The organism is Mycobacterium sp. shizuoka-1 (genome assembly GCF_002723835.1).
GTDB lineage: Bacteria > Actinomycetota > Actinomycetes > Mycobacteriales > Mycobacteriaceae > Mycobacterium.
In genome coordinates this window covers 1-23605 of record NZ_BEWG01000068.1, presented here as the reverse complement: position 1 = coordinate 23605, position 23605 = coordinate 1, and the positions used below count along the sequence as shown (strand labels likewise).

Annotated in this window: 22 protein-coding genes and 6 pseudogenes; 20 read left to right on the top strand and 8 right to left on the bottom strand. The window is 66.2% G+C overall.

The window, feature by feature from the left end; all coding sequences use genetic code 11:
• Window position 1 precedes the first annotated feature (1 nt).
• Window positions 2-319: a helix-turn-helix transcriptional regulator gene (locus MSZK_RS20195; RefSeq protein ID WP_095785371.1), complete on the top strand. Its 318-nt coding sequence runs from the start codon at window positions 2-4 to the stop codon at window positions 317-319.
• A 338-nt stretch (window positions 320-657) separates the two neighbouring features.
• On the opposite strand, the gene MSZK_RS33125 is transcribed toward MSZK_RS20195, so the two are convergent.
• The gene (locus MSZK_RS33125) at window positions 658-1296 is read right to left on the bottom strand and encodes a hypothetical protein (protein WP_233211413.1); all 639 of its coding nucleotides are present in this window, start codon (window positions 1294-1296) and stop codon (window positions 658-660) included.
• A gap of 104 nt (window positions 1297-1400) precedes the next feature.
• Between MSZK_RS33125 and MSZK_RS33120 the strand changes: the two genes are divergently transcribed.
• The 3 genes and pseudogenes from MSZK_RS33120 to MSZK_RS20180 all read left to right on the top strand — a co-directional run bounded on the left by MSZK_RS33120 (window position 1401) and on the right by MSZK_RS20180 (window position 5292).
• Window positions 1401-1925 carry a hypothetical protein gene (locus tag MSZK_RS33120; protein WP_233211412.1) on the top strand — a complete coding sequence of 175 codons (525 nt, stop codon included), beginning with the start codon at window positions 1401-1403 and terminating at the stop codon, window positions 1923-1925.
• Between the two features lie 49 nt (window positions 1926-1974).
• Window positions 1975-2173: pseudogene (locus MSZK_RS33115) on the top strand (transposase); the annotation flags it as partial.
• An 83-nt stretch (window positions 2174-2256) separates the two neighbouring features.
• Complete coding sequence (locus tag MSZK_RS20180) at window positions 2257-5292, top strand: Tn3 family transposase (RefSeq protein ID WP_011331220.1); 3036 nt, start codon at window positions 2257-2259, stop codon at window positions 5290-5292.
• Between the two features lie 126 nt (window positions 5293-5418).
• Here MSZK_RS20180 and MSZK_RS20175 read toward each other — a convergent pair whose 3' ends face one another.
• Window positions 5419-6006 (bottom strand): TetR/AcrR family transcriptional regulator, encoded by a 588-nt coding sequence (locus MSZK_RS20175; protein WP_011331219.1) that lies wholly within the window; start codon window positions 6004-6006, stop codon window positions 5419-5421.
• A 101-nt stretch (window positions 6007-6107) separates the two neighbouring features.
• Between MSZK_RS20175 and MSZK_RS20170 the strand changes: the two genes are divergently transcribed.
• The 7 genes and pseudogenes from MSZK_RS20170 to MSZK_RS20140 all read left to right on the top strand — a co-directional run.
• Window positions 6108-6974 carry a CoA transferase gene (locus tag MSZK_RS20170; RefSeq protein WP_011331218.1) on the top strand — a complete coding sequence of 289 codons (867 nt, stop codon included), beginning with the start codon at window positions 6108-6110 and terminating at the stop codon, window positions 6972-6974.
• Complete coding sequence (locus tag MSZK_RS20165; RefSeq protein WP_011331217.1) at window positions 6971-8146, top strand: thiolase family protein; 1176 nt, start codon at window positions 6971-6973, stop codon at window positions 8144-8146. The genes MSZK_RS20170 and MSZK_RS20165 overlap by 4 nt, the downstream gene beginning before the upstream one ends.
• A 7-nt stretch (window positions 8147-8153) precedes the next feature.
• Window positions 8154-9821 carry a long-chain-fatty-acid--CoA ligase gene (locus tag MSZK_RS20160; RefSeq protein ID WP_011331216.1) on the top strand — a complete coding sequence of 556 codons (1668 nt, stop codon included), beginning with the start codon at window positions 8154-8156 and terminating at the stop codon, window positions 9819-9821.
• Window positions 9818-10606, top strand: coding sequence for an enoyl-CoA hydratase/isomerase family protein (locus tag MSZK_RS20155; RefSeq protein WP_011331215.1), 789 nt, complete (start codon window positions 9818-9820; stop codon window positions 10604-10606). The genes MSZK_RS20160 and MSZK_RS20155 overlap by 4 nt, the downstream gene beginning before the upstream one ends.
• Window positions 10607-10614: 8 nt before the next feature.
• Window positions 10615-11775: an acyl-CoA dehydrogenase family protein gene (locus MSZK_RS20150; RefSeq protein ID WP_011331214.1), complete on the top strand. Its 1161-nt coding sequence runs from the start codon at window positions 10615-10617 to the stop codon at window positions 11773-11775.
• 91 nt (window positions 11776-11866) lie between these two features.
• Entirely contained in the window at window positions 11867-12625 is a 759-nt protein-coding gene (locus MSZK_RS20145) for a 3-hydroxyacyl-CoA dehydrogenase (RefSeq protein ID WP_011331213.1), read from the top strand.
• Window positions 12622-12861, top strand: a pseudogene (locus MSZK_RS20140) (MaoC/PaaZ C-terminal domain-containing protein); the annotation flags it as partial. The gene MSZK_RS20145 and the pseudogene MSZK_RS20140, both read left to right, overlap by 4 nt.
• A 335-nt stretch (window positions 12862-13196) precedes the next feature.
• Here the strand turns inward: MSZK_RS20140 and MSZK_RS20135 are convergent.
• Complete coding sequence (locus MSZK_RS20135) at window positions 13197-13823, bottom strand: site-specific integrase (protein WP_011331207.1); 627 nt, start codon at window positions 13821-13823, stop codon at window positions 13197-13199.
• A 30-nt stretch (window positions 13824-13853) separates the two neighbouring features.
• The gene (locus tag MSZK_RS20130) at window positions 13854-14117 is read right to left on the bottom strand and encodes a hypothetical protein (protein ID WP_225330463.1); all 264 of its coding nucleotides are present in this window, start codon (window positions 14115-14117) and stop codon (window positions 13854-13856) included.
• Window positions 14118-14284: 167 nt separating this feature from the next.
• Between MSZK_RS20130 and MSZK_RS20125 the strand changes: the two are divergent.
• Together MSZK_RS20125 and MSZK_RS20120 are read left to right on the top strand one after the other, a co-directional pair.
• Window positions 14285-14708, top strand: a pseudogene (locus MSZK_RS20125) (transposase); the annotation flags it as partial.
• 40 nt (window positions 14709-14748) lie between these two features.
• Window positions 14749-15027, top strand: a pseudogene (locus tag MSZK_RS20120) (serine hydrolase domain-containing protein); the annotation flags it as partial.
• 186 nt (window positions 15028-15213) lie between these two features.
• Here MSZK_RS20120 and MSZK_RS20115 read toward each other — a convergent pair.
• Complete coding sequence (locus tag MSZK_RS20115; RefSeq protein WP_075909486.1) at window positions 15214-15987, bottom strand: FadR/GntR family transcriptional regulator; 774 nt, start codon at window positions 15985-15987, stop codon at window positions 15214-15216.
• A gap of 695 nt (window positions 15988-16682) precedes the next feature.
• Between MSZK_RS20115 and MSZK_RS20110 the strand changes: the two are divergent.
• Window positions 16683-17802: pseudogene (locus MSZK_RS20110) on the top strand (adenylate/guanylate cyclase domain-containing protein).
• 372 nt (window positions 17803-18174) lie between these two features.
• Here the strand turns inward: MSZK_RS20110 and MSZK_RS20105 are convergent.
• Entirely contained in the window at window positions 18175-18357 is a 183-nt protein-coding gene (locus MSZK_RS20105; protein ID WP_047040625.1) for a hypothetical protein, read from the bottom strand.
• Between the two features lie 474 nt (window positions 18358-18831).
• Here MSZK_RS20105 and MSZK_RS33615 point away from each other — a divergent pair, with 474 nt between their 5' ends.
• Together MSZK_RS33615 and MSZK_RS20100 are read left to right on the top strand one after the other, a co-directional pair.
• Complete coding sequence (locus tag MSZK_RS33615; RefSeq protein ID WP_324614534.1) at window positions 18832-19116, top strand: ANTAR domain-containing protein; 285 nt, start codon at window positions 18832-18834, stop codon at window positions 19114-19116.
• A gap of 48 nt (window positions 19117-19164) precedes the next feature.
• Window positions 19165-19530 carry a hypothetical protein gene (locus MSZK_RS20100; protein ID WP_233211411.1) on the top strand — a complete coding sequence of 122 codons (366 nt, stop codon included), beginning with the start codon at window positions 19165-19167 and terminating at the stop codon, window positions 19528-19530.
• 95 nt (window positions 19531-19625) lie between these two features.
• On the opposite strand, the gene MSZK_RS20095 is transcribed toward MSZK_RS20100, so the two are convergent.
• Complete coding sequence (locus MSZK_RS20095) at window positions 19626-19862, bottom strand: three-helix bundle dimerization domain-containing protein (protein WP_047040632.1); 237 nt, start codon at window positions 19860-19862, stop codon at window positions 19626-19628.
• A gap of 131 nt (window positions 19863-19993) precedes the next feature.
• Between MSZK_RS20095 and MSZK_RS20090 the strand changes: the two genes are divergently transcribed.
• Both MSZK_RS20090 and MSZK_RS20085 read left to right on the top strand, forming a co-directional pair.
• A complete protein-coding gene (locus MSZK_RS20090) occupies window positions 19994-20590 on the top strand; it encodes a Chromate resistance protein ChrB (RefSeq protein ID WP_052773270.1) in 597 nt (198 codons plus the stop codon).
• The gene (locus MSZK_RS20085; protein WP_047040634.1) at window positions 20587-21042 is read left to right on the top strand and encodes a YkvA family protein; all 456 of its coding nucleotides are present in this window, start codon (window positions 20587-20589) and stop codon (window positions 21040-21042) included. Before MSZK_RS20090 ends, MSZK_RS20085 begins: the two co-directional genes overlap by 4 nt.
• A gap of 436 nt (window positions 21043-21478) precedes the next feature.
• On the opposite strand, the gene MSZK_RS20080 is transcribed toward MSZK_RS20085, so the two are convergent.
• The gene (locus MSZK_RS20080; protein ID WP_099250435.1) at window positions 21479-22783 is read right to left on the bottom strand and encodes an IS256 family transposase; all 1305 of its coding nucleotides are present in this window, start codon (window positions 22781-22783) and stop codon (window positions 21479-21481) included.
• A gap of 136 nt (window positions 22784-22919) precedes the next feature.
• Here MSZK_RS20080 and MSZK_RS33110 point away from each other — a divergent pair, with 136 nt between their 5' ends.
• Window positions 22920-23177 carry an aldehyde dehydrogenase family protein gene (locus MSZK_RS33110; RefSeq protein WP_083339453.1) on the top strand — a complete coding sequence of 86 codons (258 nt, stop codon included), beginning with the start codon at window positions 22920-22922 and terminating at the stop codon, window positions 23175-23177.
• 122 nt (window positions 23178-23299) lie between these two features.
• Window positions 23300-23533 (top strand): annotated as a pseudogene (locus MSZK_RS20070) (helix-turn-helix domain-containing protein); the annotation flags it as partial.
• Between the last annotated feature and the right edge of the window lie 72 nt (window positions 23534-23605).

Sequence of the window (23605 nt, the reverse complement as noted above, 5' to 3'; positions counted from 1 at the left end):
CATGCAGATCAGGTGGAAACTGCGGATGGCGGCCGCCCAGCGGGAGGTGTGGACCGGCGCGCAGCTGCAACGGCTGCTCGCGGCGAAGGCCGGATTGGAGCTGTCCTCGGCGTCGGTGTCGGCGTTGTTCACCAAACAGCCCAGCCAGATCAAGCTGTCCACCCTGATCGCGTTGTGCACCGCCCTGGAATGCACGCCCGATGACCTGTTCGACGTCGATACCGCCCCTGTCGCACAACCGATTTCGCTGAAGCAGGCGACGGTCGCGGTCAACGACGCGCACGGGTCGCGGCGGGGCCGGTCGATGCCGCCGATCTGAGGATGACCCGACGGATCCGGGACTGTCGGCGGTGCGGGCGAGCGGTCGGCAAACCCGACCGCGACCTGTGCGCACGGTGCCACTGGGCGCGCACACACGCGCCGGTCAAGCATCGCTGCCCGCGGTGCGGTATCGACCGGGTCCTGCAGGCCGACGCCGGCCGCTGCGTGCGCTGCTCCCGCACCTGCCGGCTCTGCGGTGCGCCGGTGCTGTTCGTCGACCGCGACCTCTGCAAGGAATGTGTCCGACGACAACGTTTGGACGCCAACCGGGTCGAGTGCCCGCGGTGCGGGCAACGCAGGATCCTGCGATCGGCGACTGGTTGGTGCGGGCCGTGTTCACGCCCGGGCCGGCCCCCGAATCCGGACGCGGCCTGCGTCGACTGCGGGCAGGTCACCCGGCTCGCCGGTGCCGGGCGGTGCCGGTCCTGCTGGGCGCGCTCGCCGCACCGGATCACGGTCTGTGCCGCCAATCTCGCTGCAACACTGGATGATCCACCCGACTGGCTCGGCGACTTCGCCGCCTACCTGGTCGGCCGCCACCATCCCAGCCGGGCCTGCGCCATGCTCACCCGACTCGGCAAGCACCTGGTCGACGATCATCCAGCGCACGCGCAGGCGCTGCTGGAGGTCGTCGCCGCCGACGTGCCGCTGGCGCGGGCTCTGGAAGACTTCCTCACCGCGAACAAGCTGGCGCTGCCGCCCGATCGCGACGAACGCCGCGCCGCCGCCCGACGCCGGTCCCGCATCGCCGCGGTGCCCGAACCGCTGCGCGACGCGGTGGCCGGATTCGCCGAGCACCTCGTCAGGAGTCGTGACCGTGCCCGCCGCGCCGGCACCCACCCCCGCGGGCATGCCACGCTCGAGGCCCGGCTCACCGCGATGCGTGACTTCACGCAGTTCCTGACCGCCCGCCGCCGCAAAACCGACTGGGCCACTGTCGATGTCGGCGATATCGAGGCGTTCCTGCACGCTCATCCCGGCCGACGCGCCTCCTACCTGGCCGGGCTACGCCAGTTCTGTCGCTACGCCCGGCGACGCCGGCTCATCCTTATCGACCCCACCGCAGCAGTGAAAGCACCGTGGCATTCCACGGCCCAACCCTGCCCGCCGACCGCCAGCGCGAGCTGTTCCGGCGATGGAGCACCGACCCCGACGTGCACCCGCACGAGGCGCTCGTCGGACTGGCCGCCCTGCTGCACGGCACCACCACCCAGGAACTGAAGCACCTCACCGACGACGACATCGACCACGAGTCACGCCGCATCCGGCTCGGGCGGCGCCCACAACCGACACCGCTGGACCCGTGGACCTGGACCGCACTGCAACGCTGCCTTGACCATCGTAAGAAACTGGGCAGCAACAACTCCCACGTGCTGATCACGATGCAGACCAAGGCCACCCGTGCAGCGGCCTCCGACAGCTACGTCAAGAACACCCTGCGCGCCGTCGGCATCCAACCGCGCATCCTGCGCTCCACTCGCCTGGTCGACCTCGTCGGCACCGTCGACCCCAAACTTGTCGCCGACATCTACGGCATGACCAACGAGGGCGTCATCGCCTACCTCGCCGACCACGTCGACACCGCCCGGCTGCCGAACCCGTGACAAATTCAGGCGCCACCTCGCACAGGTTCGCGCGAACCCGTGCGCTTTGGCGAAGATTTGGTTCGCGGTGTTGACCGACCTGCGCGACCGGGGCATCACCGTGTCCGTGACACACCGACGTGTTCTTCCTGGTCTGCGACGGGCTCAAGGGCCTACCCGACGTGGTGGGTGAGGTGTGGCCGGCCACTATTGTGCAGGCCTGCACGGTGCACCTGTTGCGCAACAGCTTTCGCTACGCGTCGAAGAAGGGGGTCGGGGAGCAGATTGACGAAATCCGGCGCTAAGGGGCAATCGCCGAGCGACCTTGCGCTGTAGGTGATTTCATGTCGTCGTGACTGATGAGGGCGGCTATGGCCGGTTCGGTGCGTTGTCTCGGCAGGAGCTGGAGCGTTACTGCTACTTGGATGACGAGGACCGGCGGCTGATCGCTGCGCGGCGGCGCGACTACAACCGTCTGGGGTTCGCGGTGCAGGTGGTGACGGTGCGTCACCTGGGAATGTTCCTGGCTGATCCGCTGGATGTCCCGCCCGCGTTGATCGAGTATCTGGCCGAGCAGTTGGAGATCTCCGATCCGTCGATGGTGAAGCGGTACACCGATCGGGAGAAGACCAAGCTCGAACACGCCTGGGAAATCCAGCAGGTGTACGGACTCAAGCCGTTCGGCGAGATGGAGTCGGAGCTCACGTCGTGGATCGTCGACCAGGCGTGGATGACCGGCGACGGACCGAAGGCGATCTTCGGCGACGCAGTGACATGGCTGCGGAAGCGTCAGGCGCTGCTGCCGGGGATCACCACGTTGGAGCGGCTGATCGGCGACGGCCGCAACGCGGCGGACGCCCGGTTGTGGCGCCAGCTCGGCGAGCAGCTGACCTCGGAGTCCGCGTCTGCCTTGTTGCGGCTGCTGGAGGTTCCTGCGGAGGGCGGGCAGAAGGTCAGCGAGCTGGAGCGGCTGCGCAAGGGCGTGTTCAAGGCGTCGTCGAAGGGGATGCTCGCGGCGCTGCGCAGGGTTGTCGACCTGCAAGCGGTCGGGGTGGACAGCATCGACGTGAGGGCGATCCCGCCGCGTCGGTTGACGGGGTTGGCGACCTACGGGTTGGCGAGCAAGGCCGCCGCGCTGCGGCGGCTGCCCACGCGTGAGCAGCGCTTGGCGGTGCTGGCCGCGACGGTCGTTGTGTTGAGCGCGCGGGCGGTCGACGACGTGTTGGAGACCTTCGACATGTTGATGACGACGAAGCTTCTGTCCAAGGCCGAGCGGGAGTCTCGCGAGGAGAAGCTGCGTCGCTATCCGAGGGTGTCACGCAACGCAGGCAAGCTCGCGGCAGCGGTGAAGGTGCTGCTGGAGATGGTCGAGGTCAACCAGGACGTCGGGCTGGGCGTGGTGTTGGACATGATCGAGAAGACCGTCACCCGGGCCGAGTTGCGGCACGCGGTCCAGGCGGTCGACGAGCTGGTGCCCGCCGACGACGCGGAGCTGGATGGGCAGCGGTTGATCGAGTTGGCCGGCAAGTTCGCCACGGTCCGCCCGTTCCTGTCGATGCTGATGGACACGATCGAGTTCGGCGCGACCAGTGACGGCGCCGCCGTCCTGGCGGCAATGAAGACCCTCGCCGAGCTGCTGACATCCAGGTCGTCGGGCAAGATCCCGGCAAACCTGCTGGACGCCCGCAAGGTCGACCACGACTTGATCGTCGGCGCGTGGAAGCGCTTGATCTACACGCCGGGCCGACCGGAGGGCACCGTCGACCGGAACTCCTACACGATCTGCGTGTTGGAACAGTTCCACCGACACCTCAAGCACCGCAGCATCTTCGCGGTGCGTTCGTCGCGGTGGCGCGACCCGCGGGCGCACCTGCTGGCAGGCGAAGCCTGGGAGGCTGCGCGTGACGCCGGCATGAACGCGCTGGGCCTGCCCGCCGCGCCGACGCAGCTGCTGACCGATCACGCGACGGCGTTGGAGACCGCTTATCGGGAGTTGGCCGCACGGCTGGGCGAGGACACCCCAGCCAGCATCGACGCCGACGGCAAACTGCACGTCGCCGCGCTGGACGCCAAGGCCGAGCCCGCGTCGCTGGTCGACCTGCGCCGCCGGGTGGAGGCGATGATCCCGCGTGTGGACCTGCCGGAACTGGTCACGGAGGTGATGAGCTGGCATCCCGGTTTCACCGAGGCGTTCACCCACACCTCGGGCAACGAGGCCCGCGTCGCCGACCTCGGCTTGTCGGTGGCGGCCGTGCTCTGTTCCTATGCGATGAACGTCGGGTTCAAACCGGTGACAACGCCTGGTGTCGACGCCCTGACCAGGGATCGGCTGCTGCACGTCGACCAGTGCTACGTGCGGGCCGAGACCATCGAGGCGGCCAACGCCGTGCTGGTCGACGCCCAGGCCGACATCCCCCTGGCCCAAGCGTGGGGCGGCGGGCTGGTCGCCTCGGTGGACGGGATGCGGTTCGTGGTGCCCGTGCGCACCCATAACGCCCGCCCGAACCCGAAGTACTTCGGCCGGAAACTGGGCATCACCTGGTTGAACATGCTCAACGACCAGTCCGCCGGGCTGGCAGGCAAGGTGCTGCGCGGAACACCTCGCGATTCGCTGCACACCATCGACGTGATCGTGTCCCAGCACGGCGGGCGGATTCCGGAGGTCATCATCACCGACACCGGGTCGTATTCCGACATCGTGTTCGGACTGCTGCATCTGATCGGCCGCCAGTACCGGCCGCAGCTGGCGAACCTGCCCGATCAGCGGTTGTGGCGCATCGACGCCCGAGCCGACTACGGGCCGCTGGACAAGGCGGCGCGCGGGGTGATCGACACCGCCAAGATCGCCGCGCACTGGGAGGACATGTGCCGGATCGCGGTGTCGATCCACTCCGGTGAGGTGTCGGCGCACGAGGTCACCAGGATGATCTCCCGCGACGGGCAGCCGACCGCGTTGGGCCAGGCCATCGCCCATTTCGGGCGGATCTTCAAGACCCTGCACATCCTGCGCCTGGCCGACGACGAACCTTACCGGCGCGAGGGCAAGGCCCAGTCCAATCTCGTCGAGGGTCGTCACGACCTGGCGCGCACGATCTATCACGGCCGCAAGGGCGAGATGACCCGCGCCTACTACGAGGGCATGGAAGACCAGCTCTCGGCGCTGGGATTGGTGCTCAATTGCGTCGTCGTGTGGAACACCGTCTACGAGAACCGCGCCCTCGCCGCGCTGCGAGCCGGCGGATACCCGGTGCTCGACACCGATGTCGAGCGATTGTCGGCGTTCGTGCGCGCCCACATCGGCATCGACGGGCACTACAGCTTCCACCTGCCCGACCCCAGCGGAGTTCACCGACCGCTGCGCGACCCGGACGCCGACGACGACGAGTAGCGCGAGTCGAAGGGTGGCGGATGACCGCTCAGGACCTGACGACGCATGTCGGCGGAAGTCTCTCCTGAGCCGCGAAACAGGCCACGGCCTGCACCTCTACCTCCGACCTGACCCAACAAACTACCGCTAGATTACGGTCACGGAGAGCGTCAGTTTGTCGCTGTGCGGCACGCCCGTCCGGTCGAGGAAGTCACACATGTCATCGATCATCGGCTGCATGAGCAGCTGCCCCAGCTGACGAACCATCAGCCCGATGACCTGTGAGGACTCGGATCGCCGTGTCGAGGTCTTGCCCGAATAGCGGAGTTTGGAGATCTCTCTGCGACTCAGGTCGGTCAGCCGCTCGAGTAACTCGCTCTTTCCCTGCGGATCGAGCACAGCGCGCCGGATGTAGTTCACCACCGTCGGATGCGTCGCGAGCATGTGCCGCACCGCCTCGTCTCGAGCGGCGGCGACCTGCGCTGGGGCGCCCTCGTCCGGCACAGAGGCGATCGCCAGAGCGTAATAGTCGACGACCAGTTGCTCGACGGCGACGCGTAGCCCGTCCTTGGTCTTGAAGTGGTGCTGCACCAATCCCACGGCGACCCCGGCGGCGGCGGCGACGGCGCGCATCGAGACGCGATCCTCGCCGCGCTCGGCGTAGAGGTCGAGCGCGGCGTTGCGAATGCGGGCCTTCGCGGTGAGGTCCTCGTCACTGGCGCGGGGGTCGGTCACAGAAATTGCCTCCTATCAGGGAAAAAAGCATACACCCTTGACATTAGACAGTACATGCGCATTAATGGCTATACATCAGTATAGTCAAAAAGGGGTTGATGATGTCGCAGTCGAGTTCGCTGCAGGGCGTGCAGGTGGTGTCGCTCGCGATCAATCTGCCGGGCCCGCTCGCCGCCGCGCGGCTACGGGCGCTGGGCGCCACCGTCACCAAGATCGAACCGCCGGCCGGCGACCCGCTGCGGGCCGTGGCGCCGACGTGGTACGACGAGCTCACTGTGGGCCAGCGGGTCGTGACCCTCGACCTCAAGGACCCCGCTGATCGGGCGGTGGCGGCGCGCGAGCTGTCGCGTGCCGACCTGATGCTCACCGCCATGCGCCCCTCGGCGCTGGTCAAGCTCGGCCTGGACGAGTTGACCGCGGCGAATCCGCACCTGTCGCATATCGAGATCGTCGGGCACGACGGGATCGCGGCGGAGCAGCCCGGCCATGACCTGACGTACCAGGCCCTGCACGGCACTCTCCAGCCGCCGACGATGCCGACCGTCCCGGTGGCCGACCTGCTCGGCGCCGAGCGCGCCGTGTCCGCGGCCCTGCTCGCCCTGCGCGTGGCCGCGGAGTCCGGCGTGGGACACCGCGAGCGGGTCGTCCTCGAACAGGCGGCCGCCGACGCCGGCGCCGCAGTTCGGCACGGTCTGATGGGAGCGGGCGCGCCGCTCGGCGGGGCGCATCCCGGTTACCGGATCTACTCCAGCTCCGACGGCCACGTCGCGCTGGCCGCGCTCGAGCCGCACTTCTGGGAGCGCGCCCGCGCCGGTCTCGGTGTCGAGGGCACCCAGGAGGAGCTCGAGCAGACGTTTCTTTCCAAGCCGACGCGCGAATGGGAGGAGGTCGCGAAGCGCCTCGACATTCCCCTGATCGGAATCCGCGATTCGGCACCCCGTAATTCAGCACAAGGAGCTTTGTCATGAGTGTTCGCGAGGCCGTTATCGTCGGCGCGGTCCGGACCCCGGTCGGCCGTCGCGGAGGGATCCTCAGCGCATGGCATCCGGTGGACCTGCTCGGGCAGACGCTGCGGGAGCTTGTGGCCCGCGCCGGCGTCGACCCCGCCGCGATCGAGGACGTCATCACCGGCTGCGTCATCCAGCACGATGTCCAGTCGGGCAATCTCGGCCGCCACGCGGTGCTCGCCGCCGGGCTGCCCGAGTCGGTCCCCGCGGTGACGATCGACCGCCAGTGCGGTTCAGGGCAGCAGGCGGTCAGCTTCGCCGCCCAGGCGGTGATGGCGGGTTCCCACGACCTGGTGATCGCCTGCGGCGTCGAGTCGATGTCACGGGTGCCGATGCCTCCGGCGTTCCTGCCCGGCGCGCCGCTCGGCCCGCAGTACAGCCCGCGCGAACTCGACCGCTACGACGGTGGGCTGATGGCGCAGGGCCCGTCGTCGGAGCTGATGAACGAGAGGTTCGACCTGAGCCGAGCGGCGTTGGACGCGTTCAGCGCTCGCAGCCACGAGCGGGCGCACGCCGCGACGCGGGCCGGGAAGTTCCGCGACCAGATGGTGCCGATCACCGCCGACCCCGACGACCCGACCGGTCCGGTCATCGACTCGGACGAGGGCATCCGCGAGCACATCGACCCCGCCAAGATGGCGAGCCTGAAAGCCGTGTTCGGCGCCGACGGGCGGACCACGGCGGCCAACTCCTCGCAGATCAGCGACGGCGCGGCCGCGCTGCTGATCGCCGACCGCGAGTACGCCGAGCGCAACGGCCTCATCCCACGCGCCCGGTTCCGCGCGCTGTCGGTCGCCGCCGCCGACCCGATCATCCAGTTCACCGCGATCCTCGACGCCGCCCACAAGGCGCTCGGCCGAAGCGGGTTGGCCGTCGAGGAGATCGACCTGTTCGAGGTCAACGAGGCCTTCGCCGGTGTGCCGCTGATCTTCCAACGGGAATTCGGCGTCCCGGACGACAAGCTGAACGTCAACGGCGGCTCCGTCGCCCTCGGCCACCCGCTGGGCTCGACCGGAGCCCGGATGCTCACCGACCTGCTCTGCGAACTCGAACGCTCCGGCAAGAGGTTCGGCTTGCAGACCGTCTGCGAGGCCACCGGCACCGCGAACGCCACCATCATCGAACGCATCTGAGGACGTCATGAGCCACGAGATCGTGAGGGGCCTGCCCTCCACCCACGGCGACCACTATCAACTCAACACCACCACCATCATCCGGCACGCCGCGCGCACCTATCCCGAGCAGGAGATCGTGTACCGCACCGCGGACGGCGGCTGGGACCGGTACACCTACGCCGATGCCTACGCGCGAATCCAACGAAGTGCCAATGCACTTCGCTCGATCGGCGTCGGGCCGGGCGATGTGGTCGGGATCCTCGACTGGAACAGCAAGCGGCACTACGAGCTGTACTGGGCGATTCCCGGCCTCGCTGCCGTGATGTTGCAGATGAACCTGCGTTTGGCGCCAGAGGATCTCGCTTACGTCACCGGACACAGTGATGCATCGGTGGTCCTCATCGACGAGTCGCTGCTTCCGGTTGCCGAGGCGCTGGCACCGCATACGCCGAACGTGAAGACGTGGGTGGTGATGACCGATAAGCCGCTGGCCGACATCACCACCACGCTCCCGCACGCGGTGCACTGGGAGGACCTGCTCGCGGACGCCGGCCCGGAGATCGACTGGCCGGTCATCGACGAAACCTCCTCCTACAGCGCGTGTTACACCACCGGCACCACCGGCAGGCCCAAGGGCATCTACTACTCGCATCGCGGCATCTACCTGCACACCCTCGCCGAGGTCGCCGGACTCGGGATGAGCAGCGACGATGCCGTCATGCTCATCACGCCGATGTTCCACGGCCAGGGCTGGGGCCTACCCCAGGCGGCCGCCTACAGTGCCGCAAAAATCGTGCTGCCCGGTCGCTACATCGCCGAGGACACATCCGTCCTCGTGGACGCGATGATCGCGGAGCAAGTCACCGTCGCAAACGGTGCGCCGGCGATCTTCCAGCCCATGATGAACTACATCAAGACGCTTGCGGTCGCACCGGACTTCTCCCGCGCGCGGCTGCTGTCCGGTGCCACCGAGCCGCCGCTGTCGCTGATGCGCGACTTCCACGACATCACTGGAGCCGACGTCATCCACGCCTACGGCGCCACCGAGACCACCCCTCTGGTCGCGGTGAACCGGGGACTGAAGCCCTCGCTGCGCGGTGTGATCTCGGACGAGGAGAAGTGGGATCTCAAGCGTAAGCAGGGTTTGCCGGTCAACGGCATCGACATCCGGATCGTCGACGCGGAAGGCAACGATCTCCCGCACGACGGCACGAGTCAGGGTGAAGTGCTGCTGCGCGGACCGTGGATCATCGAGCGCTATCACAAGCTCGACGACGACGCCGACAAGTTCCTCGACGGGTATTGGCGTAGCGGCGATGTCGGGACCATCGACCCGAATGGTTACTTGAAGATCACCGACCGGATCAAGGACGTGGTCAAGTCGGGTGGCGAATGGATTTCCTCCATCGACATGGAGAACGCACTCGTTGCCCATCCGAAGATCGCCGAGGCGGCCGTCATCGGCGTCCCGCACCCGAAGTGGCAGGAGCGTCCAGTAGCACTCGTCGTGACGACCGACGGGCAGGAACTTCCACTGTCGGAGATCCACGAATTGCTCGCCGATGCATTCGCCAAATGGCAATTGCCCGAGACCGTCCTGTATCTGGACCAGCTGCCCCGCACCAGCGTCGGCAAGCTCGACAAGAAGGCCATGCGCGCCGCGCACACCAACGTCTACGAGGACGTCCGATGAACCCCGACAACGCCCCGCTACGCACGGCCCGCGACAGCCACCTCCTGATCCTGGAGATCAACCGGCCCAAGGCTCGCAACAGTCTGAACGAGGCGGTGCTCACCGCCTTGAACACCGAGCTCGTCGCGGCTCGGCACGACGACGAGATCCGTGCCATCGTGCTCACCGGCGCCGGCGGGATCTTCTGCGCCGGAGCCGACATCACCAATTTCGACGCCATTCGCGACCAGTCGCTGCTCGGCGATCGAGCCGCGCTGGGCGGCACCATCTGGGCCGACCTGGGCCGATTCCCGAAGCCGGTCCTCGCTGCGGTCGAGGGCCTCGCACTCGGCGGCGGCTGCGAGTTGGCGCTTGCCTGCGACATCGTCATCGCCGGCGAATCCGCCAAGTTCGGTGTCCCGGAGGTGAAGCTCGGCGTGATCCCGGGCGGCGGCGGAACCCAGCGCCTGATTCAGGCCGTCGGCAAGTCCAAGGCGATGGCCCTACTGCTCACCGGCGACTTCCTGTCCGCACAGCGGGCGTGCGCGGCCGGCATCGTCGCCGAGACCGTCCCGGACGGCACCGCCCTCGAAGCGGCGGTCGCCATGGCGCAGCGGATCGCCGCCAACTCACCGCTCGCGGTGGCGCTGGCCAAGGATGCCGCCCTCCAGGCCCTGGAAACCTCTCTGGCGCAAGGACTCGAGCACGAGAAGCGCAACTTTCACGTTGCCATCCATTCCGCCGACAGCCGCGAGGGCCAGGCCGCGTTCCTCGCCAAGCGCGCCCCCGAATTCACCGGAAAGTAGGACCGATCATGAGCGAGCTGTTCCCCGATTACCGCTCCCCGTGGGAGACCGACGATCAGGCGCTGCTGCGTAAGCACGCCGCCGAGTTCTTCCGCAAGGAAGCCACCCCGAACCAGGACCGTTGGGCCGCGCAGCACCAGGTCGACCGCGAGTTCTGGACCAAGGCCGGCGCCGCGGGACTGCTGTGCCTCGACATCGCCGAAGAATACGGCGGCGGGGGCGGCAACTTCGGCCACGAGGCGATCGTGCAGCAGGAGATCGCCTACGCCCACGACACCGCGTTCGGCTTCGCCGTGCACTCGACGATCGTCGCGCACTACATCGCCGCCTATGCCACCGAGGACCAGAAGAAGCGCTGGCTATCGAAATGTGCGAGCGGTGAGAGCGTCCTCGCCATTGCGATGACCGAACCCGGCACCGGCTCGGACCTGCAGGCCGTACGGACCACCGCGGTTCGCGACGGCGGCCACTACGTGATCAACGGCTCGAAGACGTTCATCTCGAACGCGTCGCACTGCGACCTGCTCGTCATCGTCGCCAAAACGGACCCGAGCCAAGGTTCCAAGGGTATCTCGCTGCTCGTCGCGGAGACGGAGAATCTTCCGGGGTTCGAGCGTGGGCGGGTGCTGGACAAGATCGGCCAGCACGGCCAGGACACCCGCGAGTTGTCGTTCACCGACATGCGGGTGCCGGCAGCGAATCTGCTCGGCGGCGTCGAGGGGCAGGGCTTCTACCAGCTGATGGGTCAGCTGCAGCGTGAGCGGCTGATCCTCGGTGTCGGCGGTGTCGCGGTGGCCGAGGCCGCGGTGGCGGAGAGCATCAGGTACGCCAAGGAACGTCACGCCTTCGGCAAGCCGATCCTGAACTTCCAGAACACGAAGTTCGTACTCGCCGAGTGCAAGACCGACGTGCTGGCCGGCAAGACCCTGATGGACCACTGCATCCAGCGTCACCTCGACGGCACCCTCGACGCGGCGACCGCGTCGATGGCCAAGCTGTGGGGCAGCGACAAGCAGTGCGAGATCGTCGACCGCTGCCTGCAGGTCTTCGGTGGCTACGGCTACATGATGGAGTACCCGATCGCGCAGATGTACGCCGCTTCCCGCGTGCAGAAGATCTACGGCGGCACCAACGAGATCATGAAGGAACTCATCGGCCGCGCCTTATGAGGTTGACCTTCGCGCAGTGACACCACTGCGTCAGTCACACCTCACTTTGTCAAAAACCCGATGTTCTCAACCTATTTCGTCAGGAGTATTCATGCATATCACCGGAACCAACGCACTCGTCACCGGCGGAGCCTCGGGCCTCGGACTGGCCACCGTCACCGCCCTCGCCAAGTCGGGCGCCCGGGTAATCGCCGTCGACCTGCCCACCGCGAACACGGATGCGCTGGCTGCTCTCGGCGACACCGTGGAATTCGCTCCGGCGGATGTCACCGACGAGGCCGCGGTCACCGAGGCGGTCGAGCGCGCCAACGCGGAGTCCTCACTGCGAATCACCGTGAACTGCGCCGGCATCGGCAACGCCGTCAAGACCGTCGGTAAGAACGGACCGTTCCCGCTGGCCGAATTCGAGAAGATCGTCAAGGTCAACCTGACCGGAACCTTCAACGTCATCCGCCTCGCCGCGCACGCGATGTCGCAGAACGAGCCCGTCGACGGCGAGCGCGGCGTGATCGTCAACACCGCCTCGGTCGCGGCCTTCGACGGGCAGATCGGACAGGCCGCGTACTCGGCATCGAAGGGCGGGATCGTCGGCGCCACCCTGCCGATCGCCCGCGACCTGGCGTCGCTGCTGATCCGGGTGAACACCATCGCGCCCGGCCTGTTCAAGACCCCGCTGCTGGGCACGCTGCCCGAGGCGGCTCAGATTTCGCTGGGACAGCAGGTGCCGCACCCGAACCGGCTCGGCGACCCCGCCGAGTACGCGCAGCTGGTCGAGGCGATCGTGACCAACCCGATGCTCAACGGCGAAACCATCCGCCTCGACGGCGCGATCCGCATGGCGCCGCGGTGAAACCCGTCGGCGTGCAGGTGGGATCGCACCATGAGCACACACGCCTTGTATACGCCGAGGACCTGGGCATCGGCCAGCGTTTCGACTTGGGCTCACACACGGTGACCGAGGCCGAACTCGTCGACTTCGCCACCCACTGGGATCCCCAGTGGTTTCACATCGACCGGGCGGCGGCGCAGGACGGCCAGTTCGGTGGCCTGATCGCCAGTGGAATCCACACGTTGGCGATCCTGCAACACCACGACGCCGTCCATATCCGATACGGCCTGACCGAAGCCGCGCTCCCGCGCGCTCATCTCCCACGGCTGTTCCAACCCCGGCGAGGTCTCGCGCGACCTCACGGCCCTACTCTCGGCCGTGCCCCCGCCGGATCCGACAAACACCACGACCACGCACGCCCGGCAGCGGCTATGAGTTCCCGGACGCGGAAGACCACACCCATCGACGGTGCCGCACTTGATTGGTCTCTTTCGGCCCCCCTCGAGCAGATGCGCTCGGGCCGAACAGTCAAGGTGCTGAACAAGATACGCAGACACGCGCCGGAACTCGTCACCGTCAGCTACTGAGAGATTCAGCGGGAGCGCCGCCGCGCAGCGGGATCGGTCTCGGCCTGCCAGCGCCCCAGCGCCTCGGCGGAGACCTTCGCGTATTTGACCAGGCTGCGCACCGAGGTGTGTCCGCTCAACGCCATCAGCATCGGCGTGGAAGCGCCCTTCTCTGCGGCGTGGGTCAGTCGCGAGTGCCGCAGCTGGTGCAGCGTGAACGGTCCGCGTCGCATCCCTTCGGTGTGCTCCTCGAGGAGCGTCGCGGCGCGGCGGTAGGAAAGTCGGGCGCGGCCGGTCGAGTTGTCGGTGTCGGTCTTGGCGACCGACGGCTTGGCTTTGCGGTCGGTCAGGAACAGCGGCCCGGACTTCCGTCCGGCGATCAGCCGGGGCAGCGGCCGTGCGGTGCCGGTCTGCCAATAGATCACCTCGCGGGCGCCGCCCTTGCGGGTGACCGTGGCGCATCGGTTCACGGTGTCCAGGTCCTCGATGTCGAGATTCAGGATCTCCTCCGCCCGCGCGGCGGACTCATACAGCATCGACCAGAACACCCGCTCGCGCAGGGCCGCGTCCATGCCCAGCAGCTCCGCAACCTCGGCGGCGGTCATCGCCTTGCTGTTGTCCGGCGCACTCGGCCGCGCCCGCAGGCGCGACACCGGATCGCCGGTCAGCCACTGTTGATCGCGTCAGTAGGCGCACGCCGCCGACACCGCGGTCAGCCGGAGGTTGTAGGTCTTGGGGGCCTTGTCGCCCCACACGTAGTCGAACCACCCCGACACCCGATCCGGGTTCAACAACCCGACATCGCCGTCCGCGCCGAAGTCGCGCACCATCCGATCCAACGCCGAGGCGTAGGCGCGGCGGGTGTTCACCGCCGCGATCGTGCCCAGAAAGGTCCGCGTCGCGTCCGCCAGCCGGATCCCGGCGGCCCGCGCCGGTAGCGAGCTCACCGATCCCACCCCGACCGCCCTTCAGCACTACGGCAGATAGTTTCCGGAGTCGCCCATCTCCGGAACGACCATCGCGGCAGGACGACTCACGAGTTACGGCAGATAGTACGCTACTATCTGCCGTAAATCCTTAGCGCCGGATTTCGAGAATCTGCTCCCCGACCCCCAAGAAGGACTGGGCGGCGATCGCCAAGGATCTCAAATTGGTCTACACCGCGGCAAGCGAGTCGGCGGCGTTGGATGCATTCGTCGCGTTCAGCGAGACCTGGGGCCAGCGCTACCCGGCGATCGTCAAGCTGTGGGACAACGCGTGGGCCGAGTTCGTGCCATTCCTGGCCTTCGACAAGGAAATCCGCGGCGTGATCTGCACGACCAACAGCATCGAAAGCCTGAACTCGCGCATCCGCAGGGCCGTCAACGCCCGAGGGCACTTCCCGACCGAGCAGGCCCGCCCTGAAGTGCGTCTACCTGGCGATCATGAGCCTCGACCCGACCGGCAAAGGCCGACAACGCTGGATCAACCGCTGGAAGGCACCCCTCAACGCGTTCGAGATCGCCTTCCCCGGACGTTTAACCCCAGAACGAAAGTAACACTACAACAACGAGTTACACCGTTAACTTGACAGTCTCGGGCGCGCTGCCGGTATACCTCGATGGCAGACCGGTTGTTGATGTGTGGATCGGGTGGGGCCGATCGTCATGGCAGCGTACCGTCGGCGGCCAACACCGGCGCGATGGCGTTTTCAGCGACAGAGGGATTGGCTTCCACGGTCATCCGTCGGCTTGTCGACCGGGGATTGCTTCCTACGACGTGCCGGTCGCCGAATACTGGCCCGAGTTCGGCGCGAACGGCAAGTCAGCCATCACAATTCGCGACATGATGCGCCACCGCGCCGGGCTGTCTAACCTACACCGCCCAAGCCGTCCATCTCCTCGATGACGAGCCCAGTCAATAAAGATCATTGTTGTCTGCATCAACCCTGCCAAGCCAGGGACGCGACGCGGGCTGCGTGTTGGGCATGCATCGGTGGATGGCTTCGCTGCCTGATGCCCCGTAAGCGCGTTGTGAAAACGGTGACGAGCGAGGGGGTCGGCGTCACTGGAGCCAACGCTCTCGGGGGAGCAGCGGCTCGTCGAGGCGGCCGTTTGTGTCGAGCATTCGCTCGAACTGGTTCAGGTGACGTTGCATTGCGCTCGACGCGCGGTCGGCGTCGCCGGCAGCCACCGCACGCGCGATGCTCTGGTGCGCCCGGCGGGTATCCTCCATGTCTAGCTCGGTGAGCGACTCACCTGGGACGTGCCACGACAACTCTTGCTCGAACATCGATATGACGAGCCGCAAGACCTCGTTGTTGCTGCAAACCGCGAGAGCCTCGTGGAACTCCACCGATGGTTCCCATGAGCCGTTTCGAGATGTGGCGTCAGCGATCGCGAGTAGCCAGCCGCGCTGCTCGTCGGTGGCCGACCGGGCTGCCATAGCGGCAATAGCGGGTTCGAGGAGTTTGCGGAACTCGTAGAACTTTCTGGTTGAGGTTTCAGCGAGGGTCAGTAGGAGCGCAACGGATCTGCTGATCTGCCGCAGGTCGGGACGAGTTACCCGAATGCCACCGCGTGGGCCTCGGCGGATTTCGATCAAACCATCGGATTCGAGCAGGCGCAGCGCCTCTCGCACGGTGCCTCTGCTAAAGCCCTCTCCGGAGATCAACTCCGCTTCCGAAGCCAGTTGGTCGCCGGGCCGCATCGCGCGGCCGAGGATTTTTGCGCGGAGCCGGTCGGCCAGAATATCTGACGCCTTGGGTACTCTTGTATAGCGGCGCGCTGCATGCGGTATCTCAGATGTGTTTGCCGCCTGGTCGATATCGCTGTCCACTCCCGCTCCTATGCCCTGCTTGGCGTGACGTGGGGCGGAGCTTCAGCTCCAGCCTGCAGCCCTCTGATATAAATCATACTGAATTGCACGAGAATTCGCTGACGTGACTCGCAAGTCATTGCCTCGCGTAGTCTCGTGGTCAACTCAAGGGAGTGTGGGGCGGCGTCACGGATAGCCCGGCGTTGTCGGTTCTGTGGTCATTCGCGCGATCGGCTATGGTCAGTCACCGGCGGACGAGGGACGTAAGCCAACTCTATAGCAGGTCAATGGGTATCCCGCTCGGCGGGATCTTGGCATGGCGGGCCCGCGGTCAACCTCTGCACCTGTTAGCGATGTCGACAAGCAACGGGACCGAGTCACGGTTCAGGATCCCGTGTAGCGGCAACCCGGGTCGGCCGTGGAGGCGATGTGATCGCGACGCCCGAAAAGTGTGGAGATCATCCCAAGCGCCAGACGGGGTGGCCGGTCGTGGCCGACGCCCGGGAATTCTTGCGAGTCACCGTTGGATATCGGGCTATGCCCAAGTTGCTCGTGGGGCCGTGGCGATATTTGGCGTGCAAATACCTCACTGATTCGGAAGCCCGGTTCCGCATGGACCGAGCGCGAAGTTTCGCGAAGTTGTCCGAACGCACCCGTCGACTTGTGGCGCTGCGAATCGATGCGGTAGGCGATGCATCGAGCAGTACGTTTGCGGTATGGCAGCTAACCACGACATCGAGGAGTTTGGTATGCTCGACGGCCTTGAGGGCCAAGCCCGCGAAGAGCGTGCCGACCTCGTCACATGGCTGATCGGAAAAGGCTACCCCCTCGACGAGATACGTAGATCGCTCGCTACGCCTCTACTGCTGCCCGCGAACACGATCTTCGGCGACGACGGGACCTATGTGTCCGCGCGTGAGATCAGCGAATCCACAGGGATCGAATTGGACCTCCTGCAGCGCCTCTACGGCGCGGTCGGAAGGCCGAGGATCGACGACCCCGACGCAGCCGTACTGCTGCGCGCCGACGGAAAAGCGATCGCGCACGCGAAATTCTTCCTCGACATGGGCGTCGAGCCGGACGAAACGGTTGCCGTGATGCGCATGCTGATCGCGGGACTGGGGTGCCGCCGCGACGATGCGCGATGCGGCCCTCAACACCCTCCTGCGGCCGGGGACAAGTGAAATCGAGCTGGCGCAGGCGGTCGAGCAGCTGGCGCGTCGATCCGCGCCTCACCTCGGACCGCTGATCGAAGACCTATTGTTTATGCAACTTCGCACTTCGTTCCAGGTTGAGGCCGTGAGCGCCGCTGAGCGGGCTGCCGGAAGATTACCCGGGGCCCACCAGGTAACGGTGGCGTTCGCTGATGTTGCCGGCTTCACCAAATTGGGGGAGGTGCTGCCACCTCTGGAGCTTGAACGCGTTGCCAGTCGGCTCGCCGAATCGGCCCAGCACGTAGCGGTCACCCCGGTGCGGCTGGTGAAGTCGGTGGGTGACGCCGTGATGCTCATGTGCTTCGATCCGGCGCCATTGCTGCGGGCAATCCTCGACTTGGCTGACGACGCGGCAGCAAATGGCTTGCCGCGCTTGCGGATCGGCGTGGCTTCCGGACTGGCGATCACACGCGGGGGCGACTGGTTCGGCAGTCCTGTCAACGTGGCCAGTCGAGTAACGGCAGCGGCGCGGCCGGGGACGGTGGCGGTCGCCGACTCCACGCGCGAGGCCGTCGGCAACGCTGCGGACTTCACCTGGTCGTCGATGGGCGCACGCCGGCTCAAAGGCGTGAGCGGCAAAGTAAAGCTCTTCAGGGTCCAGCGCGCCCGGCAGGCTGAGTAATCGCCTTCACCGACTTGCGTATGGCCTTGCGTTGCGGTCGCAGACTCCTGGTTCGGGAAGACAAACGGTCCAGGCTCCGGATAGCGACGAGGTGTCGGTGCCGTGGCACGCCGATCTGGCTGTAGCATTCACCAACGCCGCTGGTTGATTCGGCATGATTAGATGGTGTCGCGCGAGGGGACATCGAAAACCGTGCTAGCCGCGATTGTTGACCGCCTCACCGCGACCGCTTATCTGTAATGAGATGAACAATTGGCGTGTTCTTGCTGGTAGCAACGTAGATTACATGTGTAGAACGTCTGCTCTTTCAGCGACACGTGCGACACATGTTGCCGACGACTTCTCGAACTAGTTGAGCCGTAGTGCCCGGCCTTAGTCGGACTGGCGGTAGCCGTCGCGGATGATCGGGCGTTGTGTCCGGCGGCGCCACAGGAAAAGTGGGTGCTGGGTGGATTCGTTGACGAGCGTGTACTTGATGTAGCCCAGGTCGAGGAGCTCATCGTGGCGGTAGCCGCGCTCGCGGTGGTAGCCGACGAGACTGGCGCCCGGGCGCACCGTTTCACAGGGTCGGCGACTTGGGGCGCCGCAACGTGGGCATTGGACGCTGGCCCGGCCGTCGTCTATGTCACCGATGATCAGGTCGCCTTTTCACGGTTGCGGGTGCAGTCAGCGTGCATGGTGTGCACTGTGACGACGGGCGTTGCGCTGGGCCGACCGCGGCGATCGGTGCGGTGGAGGGGGCGAAGGGAGCCTGGTGGAGGAAATGTGGAAAACGGTCCACCTGTTCGTCCCTTCGGATCGGACAGCAAGCGAGGTTCTAAATTACCTCCGGGAGCAGATCAATGTGATCGCCCACGAAGCAGGCGAGTTCGTCTGTCGGATCAGAATCGGTGATGGCGTCGACCAGGCCAACGGTTGGCATAAGTGGTCGGCGTCGTACCTGCCTGGACCTCCCGGGGGCGTCGGAGGAAGAGATGACTGAGCACCGCGATCGCCGGGTTCGGCGTCGCGAGTTTGTTCTTCTGCGAGGTGGCTGTTGTTCATAGCCCGGGGGTACACAGGGTTGATCGAGATGATTCCGGCGCGGAAAGGGTGGACGAGGTGAGCCAGTTGGGCCGGGGTGCGGACCCGTCGTCACGCCGAGTGATCGATGTAGCGATCGGCGTTTTGATCGGATGGCGTGGGTGTTCTGAGCGGGACGCGTTCGACGAGATCGCCTGTGCGGTCCGAGAATCCGGGGTGGGAATCGGGAGCATCGCGCGGTGGCGCTGCGTCTGTGGGGCGATGTCATGCCGGCGCGGTTGGCGTTGGTGAACGCGTCGACGAGCTGAACGCCGCAGTTCCTGGCCCGCGGTGCAACGGGTGGCGGTGGAGCTTTTTGGCTCGTTGTTGCCCGCGCGCATGGTCTGGTGCTCGGTTACGGTGTGCCAGATGAGCACGTCCACCGTCTCAGACCACGACATCGCAGCCGCGCGAGCCGCGGATGTTCGCCAGGCCGACTACTACCGGGGTGAGCTTTCGCGCCAGCGTGAGCTGCTCATTGACCGGATGGCGGCCCACGAGGCCGCGCTGGCCAAGTATCAACTGCGCGGCGAGATGAACCAGGTCCACCGCATCAGACGGGAGATCCGGCATCGCGAGCAGGAACAGTACGCGCTGCAACGCCTGCTTGATGCGATCGAGGAGCGATTCCCCGCTGCGGCAGGGCCCGGGCCGGCACACCTCTGACCGCTACCCAACCACGGAGCTGATCGGTTTGGGTGGTCGCGATCTCGATCTGGTGCCGCTGAGCGGTGCAAAGCGGGGCGGGCCTGCGCTGACGCCTAGGACGACCAGGTAAGCAGACCGGCGCTGCGGGACAACTCGGCGCGGGCATGCCGCTCGACGAGCAGCGGCACGAACTCCCGTATCGGGCTCTGCTCGAACCGGGCGTGCGCGCTGCGCACGGCGCCGGCCACATGGTCCGGCGGCAGGTCGGCGTAGCTGGCGGTGAGCCGCGCCACGACCTGGTCGATCAACAGCGTTTCGCTGATCTGGGCCACGTCGACAGCTTGGGGCATACACGCTGACCGCGTCAACGGGATCAATCTCACGGCTGCCGCAGCGAGGTTGGGTGCAGCTGCTGGCCACCAGATACCTCAGCCCGCGTAGCTGCTGTATCAGCATGATGTTACGGGTGTAACATCTCATTGTGGCTAGGGGCGACGAACTCGATTGGCTGGTGATCAGCGTGTCGACTGCTGGCGCGGCGGGCACGCTGCGGGTGCAGGTGTGGCGCAAACTGCGCTCGCTCGGTGCCTTATATCTGCAGCAATCGGTGTGTCTGCTGCCCGCCCACGCACATGTGGTCCGCGAAGTGCGGCGGCTGGCCGATCGGATCCATCACCACGGCGGCACCGCCCGCGTCCTACCGATGAGCTTCGTCGATCCCGCCGACGAACAGGCCGTGATCGACGAGCTTAACGCCGCCCGCGACGGCGAGTACGCCGAAGTCCTGGAGCGGCTCCCGGCGCTGCGCCAGGAGCTGGCCGATGAACGCGCTCGCGGACGGCTCACCTACGCCGAGGTCGAGGAGTCCGAAGCCGACCTGGACCGGTTCCGCAGCTGGCTGGCCAAGATCGCCGCCCGTGACTACTTCACGGCCCCCGGTGGGCACGCTGCCCGCGCAGCCGTCGACGCCGCGGCTGCTGAGCTGGCAGCGTTTGAGGACGCTGCCCTGCAGGCCGAAACATCCGCGCAAACCGATGCGCGCACCTCGCAGCGGCTGCACGTGGCGCACGAATCGTGACGGGCTCATTCGGGTGGGATCTCCTCATCGGCGTTGGCGGCGCACTCCTATTCGCCTGGCTGGCATTGCTGGTCGCACTGGCAATTCTCCGGCCGCGGGGAGGGCTACTGCGCGAGGCGGTGCGCATCCTGCCCGACGTGCTGCGGCTGGTGCGTCGCCTCGCCGGCGACAGCACCCTGCCGCGCGGGATCCGCGTCCGCCTCGGGTTGCTGCTGGCCTACCTCGCGATCCCGATCGACCTGATCCCCGACTTCATCCCGGTGCTCGGATACGCCGACGACGCCATCATCGTCGCCGCCGTCCTGCGCAGCGTCGTCCGCCGCGCCGGCCTCGACACCGTTCGCGCACACTGGCCCGGAACCGACGACGGATTCACCGCACTGACCCGACTCACCGGGCTGGCCAAGCCCTCCAGCCGACAACACAGAGACGTACCACCCCAACGTGGGTGACACCGTTACAGATAACACTGTCACCTACGACGTCAAACCGCGCTGAGAACCACGTGGGGAACAGTCCTACACACCCCTCAACCGTTACAGATAAGACTCTTGCCCTTCATCACGAAGGTTGGCGCCGGGGTAGAGGCCGCTAGAGCGCCGTCTCGGTCGCCGTGCTGCGAGTGACGTTGTCCAAGCACGGAACGTGCTTCTACAGCTGACGGCCGCGAGCGCGGAGATATCGTAGCGTCGGCAACGTCGTCAGTGGGACTCTGGCAGCCCGGCCGCGCGGCTGACGTAGTTGAGCACTGCCCGCGACAACGGCCTGCTGGCCTTAGCGGCTCAGGGTCACCGCTCAGCTAGCTTCATCGGCGGATCGGCGGATCTTGGAGAAATCAGGATCGCGCTTCTCGACGAGATATTGTCAATACCTGTGGATCGGGGTGTTTCAGGCGACCTCGGTTTCGGTTGTTTCGCCCGGCTCGGGCGGTGTGATGTCGGCGGGGCGTTCGAGTAGCTTGCCTTTGTGGAAGACGGCGCCGGCACGGACGAGGGCGACCAGGTGGGGTGCGTTGACTGCCCGCCAGCGGGCTTGCGCGGCGTCGATGAGCTTGTAGGCCATGGCAATTCCGGCCGCCCGGGATCCCGGGCCCTTGGTGACCTTGGTCCGCAAGCGGACGGTGGCAAACGTTGATTCGATCGGGTTCGTGGTTCTCAAATGGATCCAGTGTTCGGCTGGGTATTTGTAGAATTCCAGGAGCACGTCGGCGTCGTCGACGATCTTGGCGACCGCTTTGGGGTACTTGGCGCCGTAGTCGATCTCGAAGGCCTTGATGGCGACCTGCGCGTGGTCGATGTCCTCGGCGTTGTAGATCTCTTTGATCGCCGCTGATGCTGCCGGGTGCGCCGATTTAGGCAGGCAGGAAAGGACATTGGCCTGTTTGTGGAACCAGCAGCGTTGCTCGCGGGTAGCCGGGAAGACCTCGCGCATCGCCTTCCAGAAGCCCAGTGCACCGTCGCCGACGGCCAGCACCGGCGCGGTCATCCCGCGGCGGCAGCCCCGCAGCAGATCGGCCCACGACTCGGTCGATTCTCGGTATCCGTCGGCCAGGGCGACGAGTTCCTTGCGGCCATCGGAGCGGACCCCGATCATCACCAGCAGGCAGAGCTTCTCCTGCTCGAGGCGGACCTTGAGGTGGATGCCGTCGACCCACAGGTAGACGTAATCGGTGCCCGAGAGGTCACGCTCGCCGAAAGTCTTCGCTTCGTCCTGCCATTGGCTGGTGAGCCGGGTGATCGTCGTGGCCGACAGTCCGGCACTCGAGCCGAGAAACTGCTCCAGCGCCGGACCGAAGTCACTCGTCGAGAGCCCGTGCAGGTACAGCAGTGGCAGCACCTCGGTCATCTGCGGGGACTTGCGTGCCCACGCCGGCAGGATCGCCGAGGAAAACCGTTGCCGCTCACCGGTAACGGCGTCGATGCGCTTGTCGTTGACCCGCGGGGCGGTCACCGTGACCGCACCCGCGGCGGTGAGGATGTCACGTTCGTGGTGATAGCCGTTGCGGACCACCAGACGCCGACCGTTGTCGTCGACCTCACCGGCATGGGCGTCGACGTAGGCGGCTACTTCAGCCTGCAGTGCCGCCGCCAACATCTGCCGCGCACCGTCGCGGACGATCTCATCCAACAACGACCGACCAGCACCGCTGCCGTTCTCGTTGGCTGATTCCGCGTCGTGAACTACCGTGAGCATGGGCGTACCTTCCCAACCAGCGCGCCAACGCCGGTCTTGATCGAGATCCTGTTTCCGTGATGATCATCCTCGGGAAGGTGCGCCCACTTTCACGCCACCTCGCCGAGGCTCATCCACAGGTTCTGATCATTGCTCGGTGGCGACTGCGCATGCTGCCCAACGTGACTGGGCACTCCGGACGCCGCGGCAGCGCGGCACCATGCTGCGAGCTTTGGCGACACTCATGCGAGAGCATACCGAAGAACTCGCGCTGCTCGACGTGGAGTTCACGAGCGCGTTTCGCATGATCGAGACCGTTAAGCCGATGACCCAACCGCCCGCGAGCCCGCTATCAAGGGGAGGCGTCCTGGGTGGCCAGGTAGCCTTCGCCGAACGCGAATGCACCCGAGGCTGAGCGGAACGATCCGGGCGGCGCTGACGATACTTGACTCCAGGTACCCGGGCTTCCGATCGCGCAAGAGTCACCAATTGCGCGGCAGGCCTCACTCGTTCCTCAGGGGAGGTACCCTTTCTGCCATGCAGAGACCGGCGCAAACGCGACAAATGGATCAACTCGGTACCGCTAAACCGCCTCAGTATCCGATCAAGGCTGTCGACAACGCTCTTCGCCTACTTCTACTCCTGGGTGAACGATCAGAGGTCCGTCTTACCGAGGCAAGCGTCTATCTAGACGTGGCATCGTCGACTGCGCATCGGCTGTTATCGATGCTTCAGTATCGCGGTTTCGTCCGCCTGTTGACCGTCTCTCAGCATGACGACCACGGGGTAGTTATTCGTCATTGAGGTTGCTGATGTGAGGCGCCGGATTCTTGTGAGGTTGCT